Raw genomic sequence first — 17,532 nt, forward strand, 5'->3', positions numbered from 1 at the left:
AAGTTAGCTTAGGTCTAGGTCAATGTTCAGGCTTAGAGTGGGTGACAGTCATTAAGGTACACACCGCAGACAGCATCAAAGCAGCAGTACTAACGGTGAACAACACGTCGTATGAAGCCATATGATTTAAGTAGTACGCCATCAAAAGCCCAACCACACCTTGTGATACAGCAAAAGAGAGTGTCATTCCTGCCCACGCTTTGGTATGCAGTTCATAGCCTACAATCTCCAACGTGTAAGTCGACACAAGTGTTACCGTTCCCGGCGTGAAAATACCAACCAGTAATGAAGAAATTAACAGCGCGATAGGATGTGTACTAACAAGCGGTAATGCGACGCCTAAAGCCTTGATGCTAAATGCAATGCAGAGGGATTTTTTAAGCCCTAACTTGTCTCCCAAGACACCGGTAATCAATGGTCCAATAGCGGCGCCAATACCAAAGGTTGCCCAGAACAAACCACCGCTGCTGAACGACATACCCAGTTCTCGCACGATGTAATCTACCCAAAATAAGGTATGGGGTAAGTAGCCGATAGCATCGAAGGTATAAGCCACTAGAATAAGCGCAACGCTGATTAATTTTGGCTTTGAGAGCTGAGAGAAGGAGGATTTTATATAAGGCGCTTTAGACGTGTTAGGTTGGGTTTGCCATGCATTCCAAGTCAGTATCGTTGTGACTAATGCGATGACTCCCATGCCAACCCAAGCCGACACCACACTAAAATAGATCAGTACTGGGATTAATGTGCCTGATAACATAGCACCAAGTCCAATGCCTGAAAATATTACTCCGCTGACACGCGCCTTCACATCGGGATTAAACTTTCGGACAATCACTGGTGGGGCGACAACCATTAATAAGGCACCCGCAATTCCAGCCAAAGTTCGCCAAACATAGAACCATGTTAAGGGCGCTTCTTGTAGCGCACAGCCTAAGTAACTAAAACTGCTTATCAACATAGCGAATCGAATTAACTGCCCAGCACTAAAGTAACGCAGCAGTATGTTGGCAGCAGGTGCACCCAATATGTATCCAAGAAGGGTCGCGACACCAAGGTAAGATGCATCACTTTCGCTAAACCAACCACTTTGAATGAGAGCCGGCATTAATGCTATATAGGCAAACCTACCGATCCCGTTGCCTATTAGAGTCGCCCCCATTCCAGCCAAGCTGTCTCGATTAACGATGTGTTTATTCAGCATGAAAAGGGCTCTTTTTAGGTTCAGCTAGATGTTCTAGCACTAGGACAAGATCTTTGTTTAGTTTTGCATACTGACATCATTCGCCATCAATATCACTAGGCGGTTAGTCATATAATTTGCTCATCTAAAACCGGTTTGAGATAGGTAAATAGCGAGTGTGTTTAAACACTTAGGTGGATGTGTTGTTCTGCCGAGGATAAGGCAATAAGCGATTGTTTTAATCACCGCAGATTTGAGTGATCAATTGTTAGACTAAAGTTGGACGATCGACCGACTTAATTGAATATGAGTGATTTGTTTATCTAGATGACTTGCCGGCTCTAACTCACATTCACCCACCTTAAACGATAGATGAATGTGAATTAAGAAAGATCTAACTGGGTAGGTGTGAACCCATTATTTATCGAAGAGCAGATTGAAGCTTAAAGGGATTTTGTCGGAAATCGCTAACCCACCAACGGTAGCTGATAGCTTGTTCAAGTTGTCTGTCGATATTCCAAAATCAGCGCCATTGACGATGATTGTCGAGGCTGAACTGACCATCACTAACTCTTCTGAAGGAACGACTAAAACGGGAAAATCAATCGTTTTTGTTACGCCGTGCAAGGTAACCTCCGCTGCAATGGTTGTTCTTTTTGGGTCACCAGACAACATTGACGGTTCAACTTTTCCAGAGATTTTTACTTCAGGGAAAGTCATCGATTCAAAGTAGAGCTCATTGAGCCTCTGATCGCGAATAGCGACGCCAGTACTCACACTTTTCACGTCCAACAATATGGCAAATTGACCCTCTTCGGTAAGACCACCAGATAAAGGCTTGATGGATGCGGGCTCAACAACAAACTGCTTCTTGATAGTTGCGAACGTAATATTCGATAAATTGGGGTCTAACGTGTAGCCCGTTTCCGCTAAAGATTGAGCTGAGATAACGATGCATAGGAGGCCGAGTGTAGAGATTAGTTTTTTCATAAGTTGTCACCACATTGATGAATTCACAAGTTTAACGTTCTCGAGTCGTGCATTTTTGGAGTCTTTATTTGAACTAAAGATAAATTAGAAAAAGATAGATAGAAGCTTAGTTCAGCATTGATCAAATTACCTGACGAAGGTAGAGCATCGCCATATTATTGGAACCATGATCGGCAAAGTTACTTGTGTAAGTTTAGTTATGTTATAACATAACTAAAATCCGACATTACTGTGAACGACGTTTGCAGTATTAAAAGAGAAACGATAAGCAAGCATCAAGGAGATGACGTAATGAATGCCGTGTCAACCAAGCCTTTGATAACGAATAGTAATCAGCCACTTAACATTAGTTCCGTTGTGAGTATCAAGGATCAGGCGAATCATAATCCAGGACTTAGCGCTTCTGAGCAGCCAACGGTATTAGCGGATATCTACCAAAGCGATATTAATATAGCGGTATGGCAGCGACAGTTTGATGAAGATTTAACTATGGCAATTAGTGAATTCATCGCCTCGAATCCTAGCTTCAGTAAGTCTATTAGCCTGTCACCAGACAACGCTTACGATAAATTGGAATTTGCTACCGACGGAACCGCTTCTAAAGCGTTATTAGAAAACATGACAGAGCTGGTGGATATGTTCTGTTGTTTGTTCGATCTTGAAGAAGTAGGGCTCCGTTTGGCGGTTCTGAATAAAGCGATGTGTCCTCGTTTTCATTTTGACCAAGTTCCTTGCCGCTTAGTGACAACCTATCACGGCGTTGCGACTCAATGGCTGCCAAACGAATCGGTCGACCGTTCTAAGCTTGGCCGTGGAAGTAACGGACAGCCTGATTCTATTTCTGGCCTGTACAGTGACGAGTCTGACATACAGAAAATGGCCAGTGGTGATGTTGCGTTATTAAAAGGGGAGCGTTGGAGTGGCAATGAAAATAGAGGCCTTGTTCACCGCTCACCAGTTACGTCATCAAATGAGACACGACTGTTGCTGACTCTAGATTTCGGTTAGTAAGCTTTTTATGAGATGAGATGAGATGAGATGAGATGAGATGAGATGAGATGAGATGAGCAAGCGGCTTAAATACGGCTTGCTCTTATTCATTTAAGCGAATACGCGGATGCGGTGGTTGTCTGGGTCAACTGCGAGGAAGTTAATGCCGTAAACGGACTCTTCTGGCGCTTGCCCAAACTGGATACCTTTTTCTTTCCATGCTTTATAGAGGTTTTCCAGTGTCTCTTTGTCAGCAAGAGGCATAGAAAGCTCAGTACCGCCACCCTTGATGTTACTTGCTGGTGTTAGAACGTCAGCCTGCTTGAGTGTTATTTTAACGTTGTTTGCAAAGTCTAGAACAGCAAAGGTCGGTGATAGAAGCTTTGGTTCGCAATCAAATGCTTTCGCATAAAAGCCCATGCTGCGGTGAATGTCAGTGACATAAAGAACAAATGAATCGATGGTAAACATAATAGCTCCTGAAATGTTCAATTGGATTTGCCGTGTTGGTTTCAGTTAACTCAGCTTTTGTCTTGAGCCCGATTTGGGACCACGGCAATGTATCGAACCCCTGTGACATTTTTTGTCAGTAGTGAATCACTTTATCTGTAATGCCTTCTATGTTCTGCCAATCTTTGAGCAAGTCATGACGTGGGCGCTGATACTTTTCTTCTAGGATTTTCCATTCAGCCATTCTATCGAGCCTGAAATTACGATATGCACTTCGCGCTTCACACCAAGCGACCAAAACGTAGTGCTGTTCGAATAAGCCAATCAACATTGGCCAAACGATTCTTAAACTCACATTAGCTTTTGCGTCTGTGTAATGAATCTCAGCTTTACTCTGCTGCTTAATTGCTAGCTTGATATCTGACAGTTCGATGGTTAACTCTGCAACCTCAATGATTGAAGCAACACGCACAATGTCTTCATTGCGTTTGATCTGATGATCAGCAGGTAACACCGCTGAAATTTTGGCAATGGCATTTCTAGCCGATTCACTGAATTCCCCATTGGCTTGCTTGGCTACCCATTCAGCGCCAAGCCTTAATGCTTCCAATTCTTCCGTTGAAAACATCATCGGAGGGAGAGTGAAGGTCGGTTTCAACTGATAGCCAACTCCTGCTTCACCATCAATTTCAGCACCTTGTGCTTGCAGCGTCACGATATCGCGATAAATGGTGCGAGTACTTACGTTCAGCTTGGAAGCCAGGTGACCAGCTGAAACTGGGTATTTATGACAACGCAGTAATTGGAGTAGGTCAAAGAGACGTTGGCTTCGGGACATGGAAAACTCGGATTGCATAAAGACAATTAAGATTAATACATCGAAAAATATAACTCTATCCATAATCCATTATAATTTAACGGGTGTTTTCATCTGGAATTTGAGCCAATGTTTCGTCGCATTATATTTGCGAAACTATTTTTTTAAGTAGGCGGCTCATCTCTTTTCGTTCATCTGGCTCCAATATACCTAAATATTCTTGATTGATATGAACGGGAATTGGCAAAAGCTCTCTTCGGATAGCGCGCCCGTCCTCTGTTAAATAAATATTGAACGAACGACGACTATTTGGGTCGAGTCGTCGTTCAATCAAACCAAGACGTTCGAGCTTATCCAAGGTTCGAGTCGTGGTCGAATTTTCTACTTTAGATTTCCTAGCGATTGCTCGTTGAGTTATTCCTTCTTTTTCCCACAAACACATTAAGGTAGGCCAGAGAGCGTTCGTTAATCCGTGTTTTCTAAGTTCCGAGTCGAATGTCTTCGCTGCATCGTGTGCAATTACATGGATCAACCAACTAGCAGTTTGCTGTCTATTAAACACTTCATTCATTGATTCGTTCCTATGCTCCAAATTAAATCGGTTAAATTTATGCCAATGCAACCAGAATAACGGTAAACATTGCAGCTAAAGCAAGTACAAACAACGCACGCCATTGCGATACAAACGCTACGCTTCCATTAAATTGGATTTGTGTTTGAAAGCCTGTGATCATCGCCCAAGTTAATGGTTTTGAACGTAATTTATAGAAAAGAACGGCAAAGACGTGTACACCAACCAGAGTAGGAAGAACTTTTATCATGGCAAGGTGAACGTTTTCTAATACCGAAAACACGGAGTCATTCAACCAAATATTTGCATAGGGCAAGTGGTCAAGAAATCCAGCTAAGGCTAAACCTGAGACACACTGAAGAACTAAAGCCAGTAGCAGTGTTACAACCATCCAACCACCTGCAGGGTTATGACCCGGCTTTGTTTTTTCTTTGCCTTGTAGATAGTGAATAACCGATCTTGGTGAACGTAGAAATTGTCTGAATCGGCTTGTTTCACTGCCAACCCAACCCCAAATCAATCGCCAAATGATCAATGTCATGAGTGCCAACCCCAGTTGAATATGGGGTCCATTACCAGAAATACCCGATGCCATTAAACCTATAAAAAGCGCGGCTTGAGCCCAGTGATATAGGCGAGTTGATAGATCCCAAATTTTCATAACTTCATTCTCTCTACTGTGTTTGTTTATTTAATATATATTCCATTTGCATTAATTTACACAACAATAGTTGCAACCGCAACTATTGTTGTGTAAATTAATCCCGTCAGAGAAAAACGGAACATCGAAACGAATCATCGATTTCTGTATCGAAACCAAATAGAAAAGCTATACGAAGCGAAGAGAGAGCAATATGAACAAGAGAATGATGCACAAGAGATTGGTGAGCCTACTGTGTACTACAACCGTTTTACTGAGTACCCACGCTTTGGCCTCACAAGGCGATGCTAGTCAAGGTCATGCAAGTGAAAGTAATTCTTCACAAGATCATTCAAACCAAATTGAGCAGCGCCAACACACATTTACACAAGTTGAAACCTTAGTCGAGAAGGCCAATGACACTTTGGATGGCGATGATACTCATTGGCAGACGCTCGAAGACACGAGCTTTGAGCTAACAACTCACAGTCAGGCGTTATTGACGTCATTTCCGTTGGGCAGCCAAGAGGGGAGTAAAGCAAAAGAGAGTGTTTGGAGTGACCCTGAAAAATTCAATCGTCTCCTAACGCAAATGGATCAGGGTTTTCAGGAACTTTACCAAGGTAGTCAACAAGGTGATGCATCACTAGCGGAATCAGGATTAGAAGCAGCGCAAGATACTTGCAAAAGTTGCCATCGCTCATACCGCTCTCGTTGGTAGCGTTGTTTTAACAATTCAACCAACTCGACCAGTTAAATTTAATTAATTACATCTTTATCAGCCAAACCTAATCAGCCCAAAAGGAACAAAACATGAAAACTATTACATTTACCGCATTTGCAGCTTCAATCTTATTTTCTACCTTTACCAGCGCAGCAGACTATGCCGTTGAACTGGAGTGGAATACAAACAACTTAGAACAAGTCCTCGACAATATGCCGGAACAAAAAGCTGAATTCAGTAAGCTGATTGACCAAGGCGAGATAAAAGATATGTATGTATCGCATAGTGAGATTGATAGCCGTTCGGTGCAGTTACTGCGTTTTGTTATTGAAGCGAATGACTCACAACAGGTCCAAGCCAAATTGGCTCACCTACCTCTTTATAAGAAAGATTTGGTTAAAATTGCCAAAATTATTCCGCTAGGCTCAAAGTGGTTAGACAATACGCCAGACTACAATAACTACGGCGTCACAATTACATGGAAGCAGGGAATTGAAGCCCTTGAAATAGATCGTGTGCTTAGCATTGATTTACAAAGAGTGATCAGTCTCAACCAAGCTGGGCTTGTGACATCCTCATATCTTGATACGCAAAAACTTGAGAACAATGTTGTTCGACCTGTGTATTCGGTTTCTTTTATTGTTAAGGATGCGCAGCATGCAAAAGAGCTAAGTCACCAATTTGAAGCTGTTACGTTGGGGTATGCTGATGTGAATGTTCAATATTTGGGTTACAAGCTTTCTTTGACGAATAACAAATAATAGTTGCTGATTGAGTGCTGATTATTAACGAATAACCCTAATTATTGATAACAGCACCAAACTTACTCAGATACTCAGATACTCAGATACTCAGATACTCAGATACTCAGATACTCAGATAAATAGACAGACAAGCAAACAAATATAAAAGCGGACAGTATGAATAATCGATTGATCAATTTTCTAAACGAAATCGGCACCATCATGTATGTGGGCGGTATTTTTTCTCACATTGTAATCGGCGCTACGCTAGGCCACGAAACTGCCGAAACGGCTTACCATGTTGGTACTTATAAAGAGTTGAGTGCATATATTCTGATTTTACCAGGGTTAGCATTAAAGTTGTTTGCTGATTTATATTGTTACTTTTCTACAAAACAGAAGCCTAACTGGTTAAAAATGAAACTTGTGATGTTAGCGTTTTTGAGCGTCAATGCATTCGTGTTCTTGGTGCCGATGATGCCTGAAATGGTAGAGCTTGCTAAAGCATCAATACCTCAAGGAAAGGTAAGCCAAGCGTACCTAGACAAAGCTAAAATTGAAGAGCTGATCGGTATGTCTAATGCGCTTCCGCTGCTTGCAGAGTTAGTACTAGGTTCATTCAAACCGAAGCTATTTGGTGAAAGAAAAATCAAAAGCTAGAAAGTGAATTTTTCAACACCTCACCTATTTAAAGTCTCAATTTGTAGAGGTTATTAGTTTTCAATAAGTAATCTAAGTGTTCGGATATTAATATTGACCAGACAAGAAATTATATTTAGTCAATGTCAGTAGGAATAAAGAGGACTGAACGTCATACGTTGGGTCCTTTTTTATTTGATGTATCAAGCGTACTGAGAAAATAGAACGCATTCGATAAGTCATCCCCACGAGAGATTGTCAGAAATGATTTATTGAGGAGTGGCGGGCTATTTACTCCATGAATATGCCACTGTACGTGCCCTCGTTCACACATATCAATAATTCAATCCTCTGATTGGTTCTATTATTTATTTTAAAGCGTAAAATATATTCAGCTTGCAACCGTCTTGGTAACAAATTTGTCGCCACGGTTTTTTACTTCCAAATTATAGGTTTCCTATGTTCAAGAAACTCTCGCTTAAAAATAAGCTAGCGATATCAGCTAGTATGGCCATCATCCTGGGGGGGATTTTGGTTGAGGCCCTTTCTTTTCGTGCTTCACTGCAAAGGTTGGATATTGAAGTTGAACAGCGCTTAGAGGGCGCATCGGCTTCGTACAATCAATATGTATCGGATTGGATCTTATCCAAAGAGCGTGCGCTTACTTCTCTTTCGAAAGAGTCCAAGCAAGACAGCTTGGTGACTCATCTAAAACAGGTTCGTGACTCGGCCTCTTTTGATAATGTCTTCTTGGCATTTCCTGATGGTTCGCAAAAGAACGCGAACGGAGTAGTACTGCCGCCGGGTAATGATGATCCCCGTTTATGGGGTTGGTACACCAATGCGGTAGCGAACCCAAGTAAGGTGTTCATGGATAACCCAACGGTTGCTGCAGCAACTGGGGCGAACGTTGTTTCATTAGGAACAGCAATGCAACTGCATGGGCAACAGGTTGTGTTGGGTGCTGATGTAGAAATTACAGACATCTTAAACAGTCTAGAGCAGGTGATTCTTCCAGGTGAAGGTTACATGTTCATCGCGACCAACAAAGGCACGGTTTACACGCACCCTGACACTAAGTTACTGAACAAGAATATCAGTTCACTTGGGTTAAATTTCTCCGATGTACAAAAGGCTCTGACTAGCGGTAAAGACACTTCTATCGAACTGAATGGCAGCGACTATGTTCTGTACGCACGTGCTATTGACGGAACGAGCCTGATTACAGTTAGTGTTGTTAATCATGACTCTCTGGTTGCACCGTTATTTGATGCAGTGATTGGTCAAGTTTTGGCTACACTGCTGGTCGTTATTGTATGTACCATACTGTTTAACGTTTTGTGTACGATTCTATTCCGTCCGTTGAACCACGTATCTCAAGCATTGGCGCAAATCGCGAATGGTAGTGGTGATTTAACTCAACGTATTCATGTAGAAAACCAAGATGAAGTGGGCGAGTTGGCTCATAACTTCAATACCTTTGTTGGAAGCTTACAGCAGTTGATTGGCCATATCCGTGGGCAGTCAGAACAGCTAAATAGCCAGTCAGAGCAAAGTACTCAACGTGCGAACCGTTCTGTGGACGAGCTTAATCATCAACAGCAAGAAATCACAATGGTGGCAACGGCTGTAACGGAAATGGCCTGTGCAACTCAAGAGATTGCATCGCATGCCGAGCAAACAGCAAAAGCGGCACAAGACTCAGCGACAAGCACTAACAGTGGTCACGCTCTGGTAGTCGACACTAAAGGTTCGATTAATAACTTGGCCAATGAAGTGAACGAAGCGGGTAACGTGATCAGCGAACTTAACAAGCACGCTCAAGAGATCTCAACAGTATTAGCGACAATCCAAGGCATTGCAGAGCAAACCAACTTGCTTGCTTTGAATGCGGCGATTGAAGCGGCCCGTGCTGGTGAACAAGGTCGTGGCTTTGCTGTGGTTGCTGATGAAGTACGTGTGCTTTCGCAGCGTACCCACTCTTCAACGGAAGAGATAAAATCAACCATTGATATTCTGCAGCGCACAACGGCGCAAGCGGTTGAGCTGATGGAGAGCAGTTCTAAACTGGCGATACATTCAGTAGAAGATGCAGACAGAGCTTCGCATGCGCTTGAAGAGATCAACACGGCGGTTGCTTTGATCAGCGATATGGCGACTCAAATTGCGACGGCTGCTGAAGAGCAAACACACGTGACGGGTGAAATTACCCAGAACATTACGACCATTAAAGATGTCACTGACCACTTAGTTGTGGGTGCTCAGGACAGTTTAACTGAGTCGAACGAACTTAAGAGTCAAGCCGCTGGCTTAAGTGACAAAGTGGCGACTTTTAAGCTTGCTTAACTGGTTTACTCACTGATGCCTGATCAGTGAGTGCGCGGTAAGCAATAAGCCAAAGCGACGTACATTACGTCGCTTTTTTTGTGTCTGTGAACAATAGAATTCTTTACTAATCCGCTTCTGAAAATTCTCTAAGCGCACTCATTGCGGCTTCAGCTTTGTCTTTTTGAACGAAGATATGATCGTGATAATAGCCTGCAATCACATTGGCACTAATGCCGTATGAGCCAAGTTTAGTCGCAAAAGCAGCCGTTAATCCAACCGCTTCGAGGCTCGAATGTACCGATAAAGTGATCAGGCCAAATACACCGTCGAAGTCTAGTTGAGCTTTGGTCGCAACTTCTTCTTTCAGAACCAGTGTTAAGCCTTCTTTTTCACGAAAGGTCGCTACTGGGTCGAGTTGAACATAATCTGCCAATCCCCCGTCTACAGTACAAAAAACGTAATCACCTTCAATGAGCTCTGGTGACATGGACTTTAGCAGAATGTTTAAATCGGTAATGGCGGTCATCGTCTTTTTCCCTGCGTAATCGCGTTTGTTTATGGTGTTGGATAATGCAGCCAAGATAGAATTTAGCTTTGCATAAGTAAAATTAATAATACTTATTCCACATCAGTATCGTTAATGAGAGAGTTTATCTACCAGCTTGTCGACTGTTCCATCTCGTTAGACAGGTGATCGATAAAGGCTCTTAACAGCGGTGTGATTTGTTTACGCGTCCCATAAACCGCGTGTACACCCAACGTTTTAGGTTTCCATTCAGAGAGTAGAGGAACCAATAGCCCGTTTTCAATTAAGCCTTCGACTGAAGGAAAGGGCAGTAAGCAGATACCGTTGCCTTTGAGTGTGGCAGACAACAATACCTCGGAGGTGTTGGCGCTGAAATTCCCTTTGATTGGCACTGATTCCAGTCCATTCGGGCCTTTAAACGTCCACGCGGTTTTACCAAAGTAACTGAATGACAAACAGTTGTGGTGCGCTAAATCTTGTGCGTTTGATGGCGTACCTTTCTCTTTTAGATATTGAGGAGATGCGCAAATCACCGAGCGACATTCACCTAGCTGCTTCGCGACAATATTCGGTGTTAGTTCGTTGGTAATGCGAATTGCCAAATCGATGCGTGATTCAACAAGATTGACTGTTTGATCAGTAGAAACGATATCAATTGACACCTCTGGCCATTTATCGATGAAGCGACCGATCACGTCCATCAAGAAGCTATCGACAATAGAGTAGCTTGCGGTAATACGCAGTTGACCTTTTAAGTGTTCGCGGCTTTGGTTTCGAATACCCGCTAACGACGCTTCAAGGGCAAGTAGTTCTCTTGCGACTTCTAGTGTTTCTTTCCCTGCACTGGTTAAGCTCAAGCTTCGAGTGGTTCTATGAAGCAAGCGTGTGTCCATCCAGCTTTCGAGTTCCCCCAAATAGCGAGTGACTTTGGTTCGAGATAGCTCAAGGTGCTCTGCTGCTGCACTCAAACTGCCACGTTCAACGATGGTGACAAAGACGTTCATTGCCTCGAGTTTATCCATTGTTCTAATTACCCAACGATTTTCGAATCTAATAGTTACCGGAAAATTAGTATATGTCCGAAAATCGCAACAGTGAAAGTTAATTTGATGTCTATTTCATCTAAATCCAATTAAATAAGATGTTTGCACACTCAATGAGTTGACATGCGTTCAGCTCGAAATAACGGAATCAAGCTATGAAAAAGTTATCTAAAATCCTTCTATCGAGAACCGCGCTTTTAGGAACGATGAGCCTAGGAGCAATGTTGGCAGCATCGAGTGTTGTCTCTGCTGCTGAACTAAACATCACTCATTACAATCCGGGTGAAAACGCGATATTCCCCGCAAGCTCTGTGCTGGTTTCGGGAGAGAAAGAAGTGATTTTGTTTGATGCGCAATTTAGCGTCGCAGATGGGCAAAAGCTGGTGGATCAAATCAAAGCGACTGGCAAAGAGTTGTCGATGGTTTACATCAGCAGCGGCGACCCAGATTTCTACTTTGGCTTAGAACCGATTGTTGCGGCATTTCCAAACGTTGAGGTCGTTGCCAGTGAAGCGATCGTTACTCACATCAAGCGTACAAAAGATGCAAAGCTAGAGTACTGGGGGCCAATCTTAGAAGATAACGCACCATCTAAAGTCATTGTCCCAACCGTTCTTAATGACACCACGTTGAACCTCGAAGGTGAAACCATCGAGGTGAGAGAAATTAACACGCATCAAGCGTACCTGTGGGTGCCGTCTGAGAAAACGGTGTTTGGTGGCGTGTCGGTGTATAGCGGTGTACATGTATGGATGGCAGATACTGCATCGAAAGAGATTCGTAGCCAGTGGTCACAATCATTGGATCGCATGAAAGCACTTGAGCCAGAGGTTGTAATTCCGGGTCACTATTTAGGTGAAATGCCAACAGGTGCTAACGGCGTTCAATTTACGATGGATTACGTGGCAGATATTGAAAAGGCACTGGTAAGTATAAGCAATCCAACGTCTGTTGATATCAGTGATTACATGAAGAAAGCATACCCACAATTTAAGGCAACAGAAGGCGACCTAGAACTGGGTGCCAAAGTGCTAAGTGGTGAGATGGAGTGGCACTAAGTTCATTCTCTCGGTTGTGTCTCAGAAAAGCTTGAAGATTGTGTGCTAGATTTAAGTTGATACACAACTGGAGATATCGATGATCTGGCTTTCGGTGAAAGTACTACAGATTGGACTTGTCTATGGATACAGGAAGTATCAAAAAACGAAAAGAGCTCCAGCTTAGGGGCTCTTTTTTTTGATGTATTAGAAGTATGTGGAAAGAAAACTCACCATTGTCCGGTTTAATAGTCAGTATCTAAATTGACTCTGAAATGTCACATCATCAATAAGCGAATTTATGTTGAAAATAGACCCCATTACCCCTCACATCGGTGCTCGTATCCATGGAGTCGATCTTGCCAGATGCAGTGCGAATGAACTCGATGAGGTTTATCAGGCGCTGATTACCCATCAAGTCATCTTCCTAGGTGATCAAGTACTCTCACCAGAACAACACTTGATGATTGCAGAACGTTTTGGAAGGTTAGAACCTGCGCATCCTTTCTTTCCTTGCGTGGAAAGTGCACCTCAGGTCAGTGTGATTGAAACAACGCGTGGCAATGCCCCGGTGGAAAGCTATTGGCATACCGATTTAACGTGGCGTAGCCTGCCATCTAAAGCTTCTTTGTTGCATGCTCAACATATTCCAAGCGTCGGTGGAGACACTATCTGGTGCTCTATGACCGCTGTATTTGATTCATTAGATGAAAGTATGAAAGCAAAACTGAGGGGCTTATCGGCGACTCATTCGCTGGTGGCTTTTGAAGGCATAGAGTCGGATCAGATTGAGCTTGATTGGCATAAGTCGTTAATTAAAACCGCACATGAAAATCCACCAGTGATTCACCCGGTTGTTCAAATTCATCCTGAAACGGGTAAAGAGACGCTCTATATAAATGAACAATTTACTCGTTATATCAATGAACTCGACCGACAAGAGAGTGATGTTTTACTTAACCAACTGTTCGAAATTGCACGCTGCCCTGAATTTCAAGTTCGTTTCAAATGGGACAAGGGAGCAATGGCTATTTGGGATAACAGGGTAACGCAGCATTACGCGGTGATTGATTACGGCGATACCCCAAGAAAGATGCATCGCGTTACAGTGACATAATGGTAAGTAAGAGGGGTAATTGGTGTAAGCGCTAGCGGACAAACCTTAGGAACTCAGGTTTAGTGTCTGAATTAAAGTATAAAACAGAGACTTCATTCATCTAAGTCAATAATTAAAACAAAAGCGTTGATACATATTTGATTGAAACCTCACTGATCGGAGGTGATTTGTAATATAATCGACGCCAAAATATAAGAATAAAAATTAAACCATAGAATTAGTAAACGTTAGGGCTTAGAGAATAAAGAATTTCGTATGAACGCTATTCGTAAAGTTTATCAGTACGCAGAACCAAACCTTACTCTCGTGGGTTGGATGGGCTTTGTCGGCTTCCCAATTTACTACATAGTGTGGGAGTTCTTGTTCCCTCAACCTTATGAAAACTTAATGCTGCGCTTGTTTTGCTCAGTGTTGTTTTTCGGCATTATCTATCGCAATAGTGTCCCATTTGAATGGCGAAAATACCTTCCGGTTTATTATCAAGTCGCCGTAACCCTCTGCTTGCCGTTTTTCTTCTTCTACATGTTACTAATGAATAATTGGTCCAATGTTTGGGTTATGTCATTCATGTCTGCCATTTTCCTCCATATTTTATTAGTGCACGTGACGAGAGTGATGTTTGCACAAACCTTTGCCGGTATTGGGATGGCGACCTTGTGCGCTTGGATTGCACAAGGCTTCTACCTAGAACTCACAATGGATTGGACGCATGTGCCAATCTTTTTGTTTATCTACTTATTTGGTAACTTGTTCTACTTCCGCAATCAGATGGAACACGAGAATAAGGTGTCGTTGGCGAAATCTTTTGGAGCCGGTATCGCGCACGAGATGCGAAACCCCCTGAGCGGTTTGTTGACCTCTATTGATGTTATGCAGTCCATATTGCCGAACCCTAAAAGTGGTGATCACAAAGGGCAATATGCTTTAAGCAACGAAGAAGTCATACAGTTACGTGAAGTGGGCGATGAAGCGATGGAGATCATTCACTCAGGTAACGAGACGATTGACCTGTTACTGACTTCAATTGATGAAAACCGAGTATCTCGATCTACCTTCAAGAAGCATTCAGCTCAAGCGGTGATTGAGGGTGCGATAGACAGCTTTAACTACAAGCGTTCAGCCGATAAATCAGCAATCTCTTTAGATGTACAGAGTAACTTTGATTTCTTGGGTAGCGACACTCTGTTGAAGTACGTGATGTATAATTTGTTCAAGAACGCATTCCACCATCGCAGCCCTGAAGATTTTCATATTCATGTCACCATGTGTAGTGATGAATTGGCCAATCAAATAATGGTTACCGATAACGGGTCAGGCATCTCAAATGATGTGATTCGACGCATTTTCCAGGACTTTTATACTACTGGCCAATCGGGTAATTACGGCTTAGGTTTGCCATTTTGTCAGAAGGTAATGCGCTCGTTTGGTGGTGAAATTAAATGTCAGTCTGAAGTGGATCAATGGACACAGTTCACGATGACTTTTCCGTCTTTGTCTTCCCATTCGGTGAAAGAAATCAAGAATGAACTGACTAAACTTAAGACTGTGCTAATGGTGAGTGACCAGAAAGTTCTCACCAATAAAATGACTGAGGTAGCCCGTTTTATGGGGTTTGAGCTCACGGTGTTGGATGTAGCATCAGCGCTTAAAAATAAAGAATACCAGTTCGAATTCGACTTGATCTTCGTTGACATGGAGAGCTTGGATTTAAGAGCAAGTTGCCTCGATAGGATTGAATCTTTACTTTCATTCACTGAAGCTCGAATCATCTATTTGTATGAACATCACCCAATTAAACGTGTCCGAAACGTTGCTTTTGAACCTATTTGGGTGGAAACACAAGTTTGGCTACTGAATACCAAGGCGACCATTGAACGCTTACTTTTCGACTCAAACTATGTGATGCCATCAGTTTCTGTAAAACCGTTAGAGGCTACCAATAAGCGCACGATCATGGTGGTCGATGATAACGAATCTCTGCGCCGATTTACCGCGATGTTATTGGAAAAACAGGGTTTTGATGTCGTGCAGACAGAAGATGGACAACAAGCCTTAGACGCGTTGGATAGCGATGATATCGATTTAATTCTGATGGATATCGAGATGCCAATCATGGACGGTGTTGAAGCTTCTCGTCGAATTCGAAGCGCTAACAAAGCATACTCTTCAGTGCCAATTATTGCTCACACGGGTGACAGTTCTCCTGTGACATTGGAAAAAATGGAATCATCAGGCATGTCAGATTTTATTGTGAAACCGGCAGACAAAAATCGACTGTTCGACAAAATTGCTCACTGGATTTAGTGAATGCCATAGGTTGAAGCACACGACCATTTTGTCAGCGAACAAAGACACAAGAAAGAGCTCAGCGAAATGCTGGGCTCTTTTTGTATCGCGACATGATAGCGTCCATTCAGTCCTGCCGTTTATATTGATTATCGGAAGGGGTCTTATCTTTCAAAGAATCCTGTTGTGTGAATTGCCCTTACAATCACACGAACTCTAATTCCGGATGATTGTACGCCTCATGACAAACCGTGAGCACATGGTCAATGTCTCGTGGTGTCATGTCGGCATTCACTGAAAATCGGATTATGTTCTTGTTCTTCCCCGTCGCGGGGCGGCAGAACACAGCACCGAACACATCACGCTGTTCAAGGAAGTCGCGCACTCGCTCGGTGTTTGTTTCACTACCACACTCTAGTGCCACTATTTGAGACTCGCTGCGGATGTTAAAGCCAATCCGTTTGAGGCCAGTAGTAAGCGATTTAGCGCTTTTGAATAAGGCTTCTCGTTTGTCTTCTGAACCTTTTATGACCTCTAATGTTTTCTCTAAACGAACCACCTCTTGTGGTAACACGGTCGAGCTGAAAATAGCTGGATACGCGACAAAAGGTAAGGTTTCTGAAAGCTGCTTTGGCCCAAGGATAGCACCTGCACGATAGGCAAAGGTTTTAGCCAAGCTAACGGTAATAAAGTCGACTTGGTTAGTGAGGCCCAATGCGTGAACTAAGCCAGCACCATTTTCTCCATGCGTACCCAGTGAATGCGATTCATCAACGACAACGGCACAATCAAACTCTTGCGCCATTTCGTAGATGTCGCGTAGTGGGGCGATGGTGCCGATGGTGCTGTAAATCGAATCGACCACAATAACGCCTGAGCCGTGGCGCTCTAGCTGTTTGCGCAGGTGATTCATATTGTTATGCATAAATGGATGGGCTATTGCACCAGCCGCGCGAATACCTTCCCACAGCGACATGTGTGCAAAAAAGTCGATATACACAGGCGTAGCTGGCGGACAGATAGTTTGAAGTAATCCAATGTTGGCCGCCCAGCCAGATTGAGAAAGCAAACAACTTTCCATACCCACATAGCTTGCGAGTTCGGTTTCAAACGCAGGTTTAGACTCTTCATCTTGCAGGAAAATGGCCGACATCACCACGTTGTCATCGTTTTCACTGATCGCCGCTTGGTGAGCTTGTTGGATCTGCTTGTTGTGCGACAGGGCTAGGTAATCATTGCTCTGCATGACAACGGCGTTGCACGGTGGACGTTTACCCAACACCAAGTGTTTCTGACTTTGGTTCTGGGTAATCAGGTCTTGAATATAGAAGTTCAAGCGTTCTTCAATAAAGGAAGGTAATGGTTTTTTTTTGGTTTTATCACTCATAATAGTTCTCTTCAAATACAGGATAACGCCAGCGCTGACGGTTGTATATTGACGATTAAAA

General features: G+C 43.1%; 17 protein-coding genes. 8 read left to right on the forward strand and 9 right to left on the reverse strand.

Features of this window, described 5'->3' with window-relative positions:
• Positions 1-19: 19 nt before the first annotated feature.
• Together DUN60_RS05130 and DUN60_RS05135 are read right to left on the reverse strand one after the other, a co-directional pair.
• Complete coding sequence (locus DUN60_RS05130; RefSeq protein ID WP_114633357.1) at positions 20-1,204, reverse strand: YbfB/YjiJ family MFS transporter; 1,185 nt, start codon at positions 1,202-1,204, stop codon at positions 20-22.
• A gap of 396 nt (positions 1,205-1,600) precedes the next feature.
• Positions 1,601-2,173 carry a YceI family protein gene (locus DUN60_RS05135; RefSeq protein WP_114633358.1) on the reverse strand — a complete coding sequence of 191 codons (573 nt, stop codon included), beginning with the start codon at positions 2,171-2,173 and terminating at the stop codon, positions 1,601-1,603.
• A 291-nt stretch (positions 2,174-2,464) separates the two neighbouring features.
• Here DUN60_RS05135 and DUN60_RS05140 point away from each other — a divergent pair, with 291 nt between their 5' ends.
• Positions 2,465-3,181 carry a DUF1826 domain-containing protein gene (locus DUN60_RS05140; RefSeq protein WP_114633359.1) on the forward strand — a complete coding sequence of 239 codons (717 nt, stop codon included), beginning with the start codon at positions 2,465-2,467 and terminating at the stop codon, positions 3,179-3,181.
• Positions 3,182-3,274: 93 nt separating this feature from the next.
• On the opposite strand, the gene DUN60_RS05145 is transcribed toward DUN60_RS05140, so the two are convergent.
• From DUN60_RS05145 to DUN60_RS05160, 4 genes are all read right to left on the reverse strand, one after another.
• Positions 3,275-3,634, reverse strand: coding sequence for a VOC family protein (locus tag DUN60_RS05145; protein ID WP_114633360.1), 360 nt, complete (start codon positions 3,632-3,634; stop codon positions 3,275-3,277).
• Positions 3,635-3,749: 115 nt separating this feature from the next.
• On the reverse strand, positions 3,750-4,451 hold the full coding sequence (locus DUN60_RS05150) for a helix-turn-helix transcriptional regulator (RefSeq protein WP_114633361.1): 702 nt from the start codon (positions 4,449-4,451) through the stop codon (positions 3,750-3,752).
• A 121-nt stretch (positions 4,452-4,572) separates the two neighbouring features.
• Positions 4,573-5,001 (reverse strand): MarR family winged helix-turn-helix transcriptional regulator, encoded by a 429-nt coding sequence (locus DUN60_RS05155; RefSeq protein WP_114633362.1) that lies wholly within the window; start codon positions 4,999-5,001, stop codon positions 4,573-4,575.
• Between the two features lie 37 nt (positions 5,002-5,038).
• On the reverse strand, positions 5,039-5,662 hold the full coding sequence (locus tag DUN60_RS05160) for a cytochrome b/b6 domain-containing protein (protein ID WP_054546491.1): 624 nt from the start codon (positions 5,660-5,662) through the stop codon (positions 5,039-5,041).
• A gap of 193 nt (positions 5,663-5,855) precedes the next feature.
• Between DUN60_RS05160 and DUN60_RS05165 the strand changes: the two genes are divergently transcribed.
• The 4 genes from DUN60_RS05165 (at position 5,856) to DUN60_RS05180 (ending at position 10,093) form a co-directional block, all read left to right on the forward strand.
• Positions 5,856-6,362, forward strand: a complete 507-nt coding sequence (locus DUN60_RS05165) for a cytochrome c (protein WP_114633363.1) — start codon at positions 5,856-5,858, stop codon at positions 6,360-6,362.
• A gap of 92 nt (positions 6,363-6,454) precedes the next feature.
• The gene (locus tag DUN60_RS05170) at positions 6,455-7,126 is read left to right on the forward strand and encodes a YciI family protein (RefSeq protein ID WP_114633364.1); all 672 of its coding nucleotides are present in this window, start codon (positions 6,455-6,457) and stop codon (positions 7,124-7,126) included.
• A gap of 159 nt (positions 7,127-7,285) precedes the next feature.
• Positions 7,286-7,768 (forward strand): hypothetical protein, encoded by a 483-nt coding sequence (locus DUN60_RS05175; RefSeq protein ID WP_054546489.1) that lies wholly within the window; start codon positions 7,286-7,288, stop codon positions 7,766-7,768.
• Between the two features lie 438 nt (positions 7,769-8,206).
• Positions 8,207-10,093, forward strand: coding sequence for a methyl-accepting chemotaxis protein (locus DUN60_RS05180; RefSeq protein ID WP_114633365.1), 1,887 nt, complete (start codon positions 8,207-8,209; stop codon positions 10,091-10,093).
• Positions 10,094-10,199: 106 nt separating this feature from the next.
• Here the strand turns inward: DUN60_RS05180 and DUN60_RS05185 are convergent, their stop codons facing one another.
• On the reverse strand, positions 10,200-10,601 hold the full coding sequence (locus DUN60_RS05185) for an ACT domain-containing protein (RefSeq protein WP_054546487.1): 402 nt from the start codon (positions 10,599-10,601) through the stop codon (positions 10,200-10,202).
• A gap of 128 nt (positions 10,602-10,729) precedes the next feature.
• Positions 10,730-11,623, reverse strand: coding sequence for a LysR family transcriptional regulator (locus DUN60_RS05190; protein WP_054546486.1), 894 nt, complete (start codon positions 11,621-11,623; stop codon positions 10,730-10,732).
• A gap of 176 nt (positions 11,624-11,799) precedes the next feature.
• Between DUN60_RS05190 and DUN60_RS05195 the strand changes: the two genes are divergently transcribed.
• The 3 genes from DUN60_RS05195 (at position 11,800) to DUN60_RS05205 (ending at position 16,102) form a co-directional block, all read left to right on the forward strand.
• On the forward strand, positions 11,800-12,702 hold the full coding sequence (locus DUN60_RS05195; RefSeq protein WP_114633366.1) for a Vmh family MBL fold metallo-hydrolase: 903 nt from the start codon (positions 11,800-11,802) through the stop codon (positions 12,700-12,702).
• A gap of 280 nt (positions 12,703-12,982) precedes the next feature.
• Positions 12,983-13,798, forward strand: coding sequence for a TauD/TfdA dioxygenase family protein (locus tag DUN60_RS05200; RefSeq protein ID WP_114633367.1), 816 nt, complete (start codon positions 12,983-12,985; stop codon positions 13,796-13,798).
• 255 nt (positions 13,799-14,053) lie between these two features.
• On the forward strand, positions 14,054-16,102 hold the full coding sequence (locus tag DUN60_RS05205; protein ID WP_114633368.1) for an ATP-binding response regulator: 2,049 nt from the start codon (positions 14,054-14,056) through the stop codon (positions 16,100-16,102).
• A gap of 187 nt (positions 16,103-16,289) precedes the next feature.
• Here DUN60_RS05205 and cqsA read toward each other — a convergent pair whose 3' ends face one another.
• Positions 16,290-17,471 carry an alpha-hydroxyketone-type quorum-sensing autoinducer synthase gene (gene cqsA / locus DUN60_RS05210; RefSeq protein WP_114633369.1) on the reverse strand — a complete coding sequence of 394 codons (1,182 nt, stop codon included), beginning with the start codon at positions 17,469-17,471 and terminating at the stop codon, positions 16,290-16,292.
• Between the last annotated feature and the right edge of the window lie 61 nt (positions 17,472-17,532).

The sequence above is a fragment of the Vibrio splendidus genome (assembly GCF_003345295.1).
In the GTDB taxonomy this organism is placed as follows: Bacteria; Pseudomonadota; Gammaproteobacteria; order Enterobacterales; family Vibrionaceae; genus Vibrio; species Vibrio splendidus_K.